Here is a 6,416-nt window from a genome sequence, read left to right as displayed (position 1 = left end):
GGTCACTCTGCAGATCACCGACGAACCGGGTACTCCAGGCAACCCTGGCACCCCAGGCACGCCGAATGGCGGCGATGAAGTGACGCTGACCCTCACCGGCAATGCCGTGCAGGAAGGCCACACCACAACCATCACCGGCACCCTGAGCCACCCGGCAGGCCAGGCCTTCACCGTCACCCTGAGCAACGGCCAGACCCTGACCTTCGCCAAGGACGCCACCACCGCGACCACCGCACCGTTTGTGGCCCAGAGCGATGACGTATTCCGTGACGGCGAAACCCAGACCATCAGCGTGACAAATGCAGGCAACCACAACTTCGAAAACCTGAACACCAGTGCCACCACGACCCTCACGGTCACCGACACCATCAACACCGTGACGGTCGTGCTGAGCGCTTCGCCCAACCCGGCAGCCAAGGGCCAGGAGGTGACCTACACGGTCAATCTGGAAGCGCCGGCTGGCATGAGCGCAAGCAACCATGGCGGCCTGACCATCAAGCTGGACAATGGCCTGACCATCATGGTGGCGGCGGGCAGCACCACCGGCACGGTGAAAGGTGCCATTCCCGACGGTGTCTTCGTGGGTGGTGGCAGCGTGTCCGTGGGCATCGACCAGATCACGCAGAATGGCACGGGTAGCAAGGTGTTCGAGAACCTGGTCCCGGGCGCCAGCGTTGCGGTGGGCATGACCAATGCCACGCCAACCATCACTTCGGGGGGCGCGCTGGTGTCCGAGGAGGGGCTGATCGGCGGGAACAAAGATACCGTCGGTTCACTAGCCGACCAAAGCGACAGCAAGTTGTACGCTGGCAAGCTGACGGTCAGCGATATCGATACGCCCTCGACCAACCTCTCGGTCAGCCTGGCAGCACCATCGACAGCGCTGACGTCCTCTGGCCAGAGTGTGCAATGGGCGTTGTCCAATGGCGGCAAGACCCTGACCGGCACGGCCGGTGGCAAGGACGTGATCGAAATCAGGATCGACAACGCTGGCAACTACACCGTGGAGCTGAAGGGGCCGCTCGACCATCCGAACCAGGCGGCCGAGGATGTACTGTCCCTCAACGTTGGTGTCAGCGTTTCCGACGGCAGCACCTCATCGACCGGCACGCTGACGATCAGCGTCGAAGACGACAGCCCGACCTTCGCCACCAGTGACAATGCCGGCATGTGGAACACTGTCGGTTACACGGCGGTTGGCGACACGCACTTCCTGGCGGGCGGCGATGGCGTGGGCACGCTGAAGTTCGGCACCATCGTTGGCCTGCCTTCGGGCTGGAGCAGTAAGGCAACGGATGCAAGCGGCATCACGGTGGAAGTCTTCGACGGTACCACGAAGGTGTTCACGCTTGCCTTGGGAGCGGATGGGCACTACACCGTCACCCAGAACGCCGTGCGCGAAGGTAGCCGAGATACGTTCAACCTGGAAAGTTTGAAATCCGGGAATACCTCAACCCTGCCCGTCACTTTCAACAGTGGCATAACGGCCACCTTCGAAGCCTTGGCCAGTGCTACAGGGAAGCCGACGATCAACGTCGGCAATGGGCTGGGGGTGGGTAACAACCACTTCTCTGCCAACGAAAAGTTCTCCGTGGCGTTCACCGATGCCCTGCAGCACGCCGTCTCGATGAAAGAGGTCACGCTAGGCATTGCGCGGCTTCAGGTCAGCGGTGACGTCGATATCATTGCCTCCTACAAGGACGCCAATGGTGTTGTGCATGAAGCAACGAAGACTTACACCATCACCTCTGGCTCCGAGTCCATAAAGATTCTGGCCAGTGATTTCGCGGGCCTTGCCGGGCACGCCTTCGACACGATTACCCTGGCTGCACCGAGCAAGAGTACGCTTGACACCACCTTCACCAAACTGACCTATGTAGAGGAGAAACCTGCCAGCGACCTGAACTTCACGGTCCATGTCATCGGCACCGACCACGATGGTGATTCGGCAAGCAGCTCGTTCGTGGTGACATCCCATGGTGATGCAGCCTCGTCGGCGTCGATGAGCACGATGTCGCTGATGGCGAGCGACACATCGGACAGCGCCTCCACGTCCCTGCTTGGCAGCGAGGACCACATCGTGTTCGTGGGGGCAGGGGACAGCACCGTCACCGGCAGCAGCGGCATCGCCGAGTCCTTCGTGTGGACGGCAGGTGATACCGGCCATGACGTGGTCAGGAACTTCAATGCTGAAGAAGGCGACCGCCTGGACCTGAGTGCCCTGCTGCAGGGCGAATCGCTGTCGGCCATCGACAGCTACCTGAAGATCACCACGGTCGATGGCGAGTCGACCTTGCAGGTCAGCACCCAGGGCAAGTTCACACCCGGCGGTGACACCAGCAGCGCTGACGTGTCGATCAAGCTTGAAGGTGTGAACTGGTCGAACACCACGGTCAGTTCGCTGGTCAGTGGTGGCGATCCAACCATCAAGATCGACCACTCCGGGCAATGAGCCACGCCCCGCGGCGGCCGCCAGGCCGCTGCGGGGTTCCCCCGGCGGCCTGTTTCGATGAAGGGCGTGACGCTCAGGCTGTAGGCCGTCAGAGTGGGCTTGCCGATGGTGAGTCAGGTGTCTTCTGTGGTTATTGTTGAATCCTCTCAAGTTTCTCGACTGCCTGTGCTGGCCCTTTCGCGGGCACGCCCGCTCCTACAGATCCTTTGCAAGTCTTGAGTACTGTGAAGATCCTGTGGGAGCGGGCGTGCCCGCGAAAGGGCCAGCACAGGCAACACACCTCTCATGGCTTGGCGCAAAGTCCGGGTCTCGCTAGACATCTCCCACAGGTTTTACTGCAGGGTCACCGGCTTCATGCCATCCGGCAGCTTTTGAATAGCTGCCTCCATCCGCGCGATCGGTGCCGCGAGTTCGTCCGCTTCCTTGTCCTTGCCCTCCCTTCTCAGGCGATCACGCTCAAGGCGCAGGTTAAGCAAATTCTTCTGCAGCTTCAGGGCCGAGGTATTGAACGGATCCATGCTTTTCTCACGCTGTAGGCATCCGTGCCGTTGTAGGAAAACTGGACCGTAGCAGCTCGAATTTGCTGGAGAAACTGATGTTTCATACAGGCAAATCTCACTGCTTCGATTCTTCCTACATTGCGAGGTAAAAGATCCTACAAGCCGCATTTCAAATCGTGTCTTTCAAATTCGCCTAAACACCGCGCGGTAGCTGGGCACAACCGGTTTTCGACAATGCAGGCCCTCGACGCGGCTCAAACCAGGGCCTGCCGCTCCTTTCGAAACCTTATGTAGCAATTGCCGCCCCGCAAGCTACAGGTGGTCCGCATCCACCACCGCCTGGGTGAACGCCTGCGGCGCTTCCTGCGGCAGGTTGTGGCCGATGCCGCCGCTGATCAGTCGGTACTCGTACTTGCCGGTAAAGCGCTGCGCATAGGCTTCGGCTGGCGGGTGCGGGGCGCCGTTGGCGTCGCCTTCCAGGGTGATGGTCGGTACGCCGATGCTGGGGAAGCTGGCCAGTTTGGCCTCGAGCGGGTCGTAGCGTGTTTCGCCCTGGGCCAGCCCCAGCCGCCAGCGGTAGTTGTGCACGGTGATCGCCACCTGGTCGGGGTTGTCCAGGGCCTTGGCGCTGCGCTCGAAGGTGGCGTCGTCGAAGGCCCACTTGGGCGAGGCGGTTTGCCAGATCAGCTTGGCGAAGGCATGGCGGTTCTTTTCATAGCCGGCCTGGCCGCGCGCGGTGGCGAAGTAGTACTGGTACCACCACTGCAACTCGGCACTGGGGGGCAGGGGGGCCTTGGCGGCTTCCTGGCTGCTGATCAGGTAGCCGCTGACCGATACCAGTGCCTTAACCCGCTCTGGCCACAGCGCCGAGACAATGTCGGCGGTGCGTGCGCCCCAGTCGAAGCCGGCGAGCACGGCACGCTGGATATGCAGCGCATCCATGAAGGCGATCACGTCGCTGGCCAGTGCCGAGGGCTGGGCATTGCGTGGGGTTGCCGCAGACAGGAAGCGGGTCTGCCCGTAACCACGTACGTAGGGCACCAACACCCGGTAGCCTTTTGCCGCCAGGGCGGGTGCAACTTGCTCGAAGCTGTGAATGTCATACGGCCAGCCATGCAGCAGGATCACCACCGGGCCATCGGCCGGGCCTTGCTCTACGTAAGCCACATCGAGCACGCCAGCGTTGACGTGTTTCAGCGGGCCGAAGTCATCCGCCGCTGCGGCGGCTGGCTGGGGCTGCTGTGGTGCAGCCGTGGCCATGTTCGCCGCCAGCAGGCCAAGTGGCAGCAGGGCACAGGCGAGCAGCGTACGGCTGAAGCGGCGTGGCAGGGCGGTGGTCGAGTGGCGGGCAGACATTGGGCATCTCCTTGGCGAAGCCATCGGTGCGGGTTGATGGGTGCCAGTAAAGATGACGGCTGTATCGCGGATGTGTCCGCGCTGCCCGTAGGAAACGTTCTTGTGTATCAGGTCTCAATTTGTACACATGAAGATACAAACACCGGCTGGCAGCGGGTTTTGCCGCTTCTGCTACGATCGATAAGTTTTCCGGCCAAGGAGAGGCCTATGCATTACGTTGTGATTGAACCTCACCGCAGTGAGTACCCGCGGCCCATCCGCTTCGCCAAGGGCACCTTGCTGAACATTGGCCCACGCTACGAGGGCGAGCCAGGTTGGCAGGACTGGTACCTGTGCACCTGCACCGGCCAGGAGCCCGGCTGGGTGCCGGCCCAACTGATCGAGCGGCTCAGCGTGTGCCAGGGCAGGGCGCTGGACCACTACTCGGCGCATGAACTGGATGCCGACCCAGGGCAGTTGGTGCAGATGGTGCGCCCGCTCAATGGCTGGGTCTGGTGCAGGCGCCATGGCAACGACGAGTACGGCTGGTTGCCTGCGCAGAAGCTTCAGCAACTGACTTGATATACGCGTTCGCTCCAAGTACGCAGCTCTTGTGGGAGCGGCCTTGCGTCGCGAAAGGGCCGCAAAGCGGCCCCGGCAATTTTGCGGGATGCATCGAAACCCTGGGCCCGCTGCGCGGCCCTTTCGCGACGCAAGGCCGCTCCCACAAAAGAACCGGTGCCTCACATCTGATCCGCTTTTTTTCCATAAACCTGAATCTGTAACGGTATCAGCCCAAGCCCGACAATATGCCCATTCCCGCATCACACTTGTAGAGGTTCCAATGGGCAAGCTCGCGCTATTCCTGGGTGGTTTTCTGCTGCTGACCATTCTGATCGGTATTCTTGGCACCATTCCGCCAAGCTGACGTTAACCACCTATATCCCTCGCGGCCTGCTTGTCCTTCGGGCGGGCCCATTCCTCTTCATTGTTGGCCGATTCACCCTACCGATTTGTACGATAAGTCGTTCTTTGCACTGGGAAAACTGTCCACAAAAAACGTGGGTAGGTCTGTGGATAAAGTGCTGCAAGCCAGGCCTGTGGCGGGCTCTGTTAAATTGAGCAGAATTTGAACAGCCGTTTCAGGGCGTTGTTTCAGTAGGCCAGGCCTGCGCGGCGCAGGGCAGCCAGCAGGTCGCGTACCCGCGCCGGCAGTTCGCCGGCGGGGTACACGGCATGCATCTGCGGGTCCTGGCCGTTGCTGGAAGTCAGGCGGTACTGCGGGCATACCCGCACCAGCCGCCCGGCCTTGACCTGCGCTTCGCCGACCCAGGCGGCCAGGCGGGCGATACCGGCGCCGGCCAGGGTGCTGTGGTACACCGCGTCACCTGAGTCCAGGCGCAGCCTGGGCCTGGGGCGCAGGCTGGTGATCTGGCCGTCGCGGCAGAAGTGCCAGGCCTTGAGGATGCGCGGGGCAGTGTGCAGGATCAGCGCGTGGCCTTCGAGGTCCTCGGGTTGTTGTGGCGTGCCGGCCAGGGCCAGGTATTCAGGGCTTGCATACAGGTGGCGCTGGTAATCCCACAGCGGGTAGCCGATCAGCTCGCTCGACTGCGGAAAGGCACCGCGCACCACGAAGTCGAACTTGCCTTGCAGCGGGTCCAGAGCCCCGTCGCTGTACTGCACGTCCAGGGTTACCTGGGGGTGGCAGCGGGAAAACTCGGCCAGCACCTGGGGCAGTACATGTTCACCCAGTACCTGCGGCACGGCGAAGCGGATCCAGCCTTGTGCACTGCCGCTGAGCGCGGCCAGTTCGTCGGCGGCATCACGTTGCACATCCAGCAAGCGTTCGGCGTGTGGCAGCAGGCGCTCGCCGGCTTCGGTCAGGGTCACGGCATTGGCGTTGCGGTTGAGCAGTTTGCTCCCGGCGTTGTCTTCCAGGGTTTGTACCGCGCGGGTGACCGCGCTGGGTGAGCGCCCCAGGGCGCGTGCGGCGGCGACGAAGCTGCGCTTGTGCGCCACGCTGACGAACGCCTGGATTTCCCGCAGCATGTCCAATGCCATTGCCTGCTCCTCGTTGCAGTTTTCGCAATATGGCATTTCAACACAAGCGCGGCACTTTGATTAGCCTT

The 6,416-nt window shown here is 62.0% G+C and carries 5 protein-coding genes; 2 read left to right on the top strand and 3 right to left on the bottom strand.

What is annotated here, in order from left to right; all coding sequences use genetic code 11:
- On the top strand, positions 1 to 2,452 hold a 2,452-nt coding region (locus CAG22_RS26150; RefSeq protein WP_139833533.1), incomplete at its 5' end, for an immunoglobulin-like domain-containing protein.
- Between the two features lie 332 nt (positions 2,453 to 2,784).
- On the opposite strand, the gene CAG22_RS26145 is transcribed toward CAG22_RS26150, so the two are convergent.
- Both CAG22_RS26145 and CAG22_RS26140 read right to left on the bottom strand, forming a co-directional pair.
- The gene (locus tag CAG22_RS26145) at positions 2,785 to 2,970 is read right to left on the bottom strand and encodes a hypothetical protein (protein WP_025339711.1); all 186 of its coding nucleotides are present in this window, start codon (positions 2,968 to 2,970) and stop codon (positions 2,785 to 2,787) included.
- Positions 2,971 to 3,264: 294 nt separating this feature from the next.
- Complete coding sequence (locus CAG22_RS26140; protein ID WP_085706469.1) at positions 3,265 to 4,308, bottom strand: alpha/beta fold hydrolase; 1,044 nt, start codon at positions 4,306 to 4,308, stop codon at positions 3,265 to 3,267.
- A 207-nt stretch (positions 4,309 to 4,515) separates the two neighbouring features.
- Between CAG22_RS26140 and CAG22_RS26135 the strand changes: the two genes are divergently transcribed.
- Positions 4,516 to 4,869 (top strand): SH3 domain-containing protein, encoded by a 354-nt coding sequence (locus tag CAG22_RS26135; protein ID WP_085590796.1) that lies wholly within the window; start codon positions 4,516 to 4,518, stop codon positions 4,867 to 4,869.
- A gap of 573 nt (positions 4,870 to 5,442) precedes the next feature.
- On the opposite strand, the gene CAG22_RS26130 is transcribed toward CAG22_RS26135, so the two are convergent.
- Entirely contained in the window at positions 5,443 to 6,348 is a 906-nt protein-coding gene (locus tag CAG22_RS26130; protein WP_085590798.1) for a LysR family transcriptional regulator, read from the bottom strand.
- Positions 6,349 to 6,416: the final 68 nt, after the last annotated feature.

It is taken from the genome of Pseudomonas sp. B8(2017), assembly GCF_002113575.1.
GTDB classification, from domain to species: Bacteria; Pseudomonadota; Gammaproteobacteria; order Pseudomonadales; family Pseudomonadaceae; genus Aquipseudomonas; species Aquipseudomonas putida_Z.
This window is presented reverse-complemented; position numbering and strand designations above follow the sequence as displayed.

What these genes read in the sequence shown, in the direction of transcription:
- CAG22_RS26135 (WP_085590796.1), top strand. Translation starts at nt 4,516, where the DNA reads ATGCATTACGTTGTGATTGAACCTCACCGCAGTGAGTACCCGCGGCCC.
- CAG22_RS26145 (WP_025339711.1), bottom strand. Translation starts at nt 2,970, where the DNA reads ATGGATCCGTTCAATACCTCGGCCCTGAAGCTGCAGAAGAATTTGCTT.
- CAG22_RS26140 (WP_085706469.1), bottom strand. Translation starts at nt 4,308, where the DNA reads ATGTCTGCCCGCCACTCGACCACCGCCCTGCCACGCCGCTTCAGCCGT.
- CAG22_RS26130 (WP_085590798.1), bottom strand. Translation starts at nt 6,348, where the DNA reads ATGGCATTGGACATGCTGCGGGAAATCCAGGCGTTCGTCAGCGTGGCG.